This window comes from Frankia sp. AgPm24, from assembly GCF_023243055.1.
Taxonomy (GTDB): Bacteria; Actinomycetota; Actinomycetes; order Frankiales; family Frankiaceae; genus Frankia; species Frankia umida.
This window is the reverse complement of sequence record NZ_JALKFW010000053.1, coordinates 1-1729: the sequence shown is the minus strand read 5'-3', so window position 1 is coordinate 1729 and position 1729 is coordinate 1. Positions and strand designations below refer to the sequence as shown.

2 protein-coding genes are annotated in these 1729 nt (G+C 72.0%); one reads left to right on the top strand and one right to left on the bottom strand.

Annotation, left to right across the window (positions count from 1 at the left end):
• Positions 1-50: 50 nt before the first annotated feature.
• Positions 51-386, bottom strand: coding sequence for a hypothetical protein (locus MXD61_RS05575; RefSeq protein WP_248811773.1), 336 nt, complete (start codon positions 384-386; stop codon positions 51-53).
• A gap of 123 nt (positions 387-509) precedes the next feature.
• Here MXD61_RS05575 and MXD61_RS05570 point away from each other — a divergent pair, with 123 nt between their 5' ends.
• Entirely contained in the window at positions 510-1676 is a 1167-nt protein-coding gene (locus MXD61_RS05570) for an IS630 family transposase (protein ID WP_248811772.1), read from the top strand.
• Positions 1677-1729: the final 53 nt, after the last annotated feature.

Here is a 1729-nt window from a genome sequence, read left to right as displayed (position 1 = left end):
CTAGTGCAGCGCCTCAGTAGTTCCTTGCCGCGAGGCATACCGATTGATCGTTACTTCTGGTAGTCGGTTAGGTGGATGATGGCGGCGGTGTCGTACGCCTCGGTGGGCGATCCGATCCGGCTGCCGGTGACCAGGGCGGCTGGGGTGTAGCCCTCGGTGGCCGGGGCGTAGAGGGCGAACGCCCAGGCCTCGCCGCCGAGGTACTCGATCCGGCAGAGCCGGATCTCCTCGTCGTTGTCGTCGCCCTCGCCGGCCCAGGCGCTCAGGTAGCCGAACCCGCCGCGCCACCGGATCGTGATCTCCTGCAGGACCGGGTGGGTCTGCGAGGCGCGGTGGTCCACGGTCCCCTCGACGAGGTCCTTGAGGCGCTTGGTCGGTACTGGCACGCCTGCCAGTCTGACCGCCCGGTGACCTGTGGTGGGATCACGCTGTCCGCCCGCGCCGGGTATCGGGGCGCCGGGCACGGCCCGTGGTTCACCGTCTGCCCCCGGTGGCCGATGTACGTGCCCGTGACCTGGGGCTTCAGGAGTGCTGACAGGTTCATGGGCCGTGGCTGGCGGACGGTCGCCGAGGCGTTGACCGTCAAACGACGCCGGAAACTCAACCAGGTCGTCGCGGCGGGCAGCAGCGAGCAGCGCCTCGTGCGGCGGGCGCGGATCGTGCTGCTCGCCGGGGCCGGGGCGGGCCCCGGCGAGATCGCGCGGGTGGTGGGCTGTTCGGTGCCCACGGCCCGGGTGTGGCCGGTGCGGTTCGCCGCGCGCGGTATCCCGGGCCTGTTCGACCGGCCACGCCCGGGCCGGCCGCCGATCCACGGCCCGTCGGCGCGGCTCGCGGTCGTCGCGACCGCGACCTCGCTCCCGCCGTCCGGGGCGAGCGTCTGGACGCAGCGCACGCTGGCCGGCCACCTCGCCGGCCGCGGCCTGTCGATCTCGCCGGCGACCGTCGGGCGGGTTCTCGCCGAGGCCGAGGTCCGCCCGCACCGGGTCCGCGGCTGGCTGGGCCGTGCCGACACCCGCGACTTTTGGCGACAGGCCGGCGAGGTCTGCCGGCTCTACCTCGACGGACCCGCCGACGGCACGCTCCTGCTCTCGGTCGACGAGAAGACCGGGATCCAGGCCAGAAGCCGCAAGCATCCCGAGTTCCGCGCCCGGGCGGGCCGCGACGCCCGCCGCGAGTTCGAGTACGTCCGCCACGGCACCGTCTCGGTCGTCGCGGCGATGGACGTGTTCACCGGGCAGGTGATCGCCCAGCGGATCCAGCGGAACAACTCGCGGACGTTTCTCGACTTCCTGGTCACGCTCGACCAGTGCACCGCCCCCGACCTGCGGATCCACCTGATCCTCGACAACGGGTCCAGTCACACCTCGGCCGCGACCCGGGCCTGGTTCGCCGCGCACCCCCGGTTCACGGTGACCTACACGCCGAAGCACGCGAGCTGGTTGAACATGGTGGAGCAGTGGTTCGGGACGCTGACCCGCCGGCTGCTACGCCGCGGCGACTTCGCGACCCGCGAGGACCTCGAAGCACAGATCATCGACTTCACCCTCACGCACAACGCGACCGCCGAGCCCTACCGGTGGCGCTACGACGCCGAGGCCGAGCACTCCCGCTACCTCGACCGCCACCCCGCCCCGCAGCCGGAACCCGCCACTAACGCCCTACCGGCCGCCGCTTGACATCACTCACCGTGACCAGGCGCCGGAAAGGAACTACTGAGGCGCTGCACTAG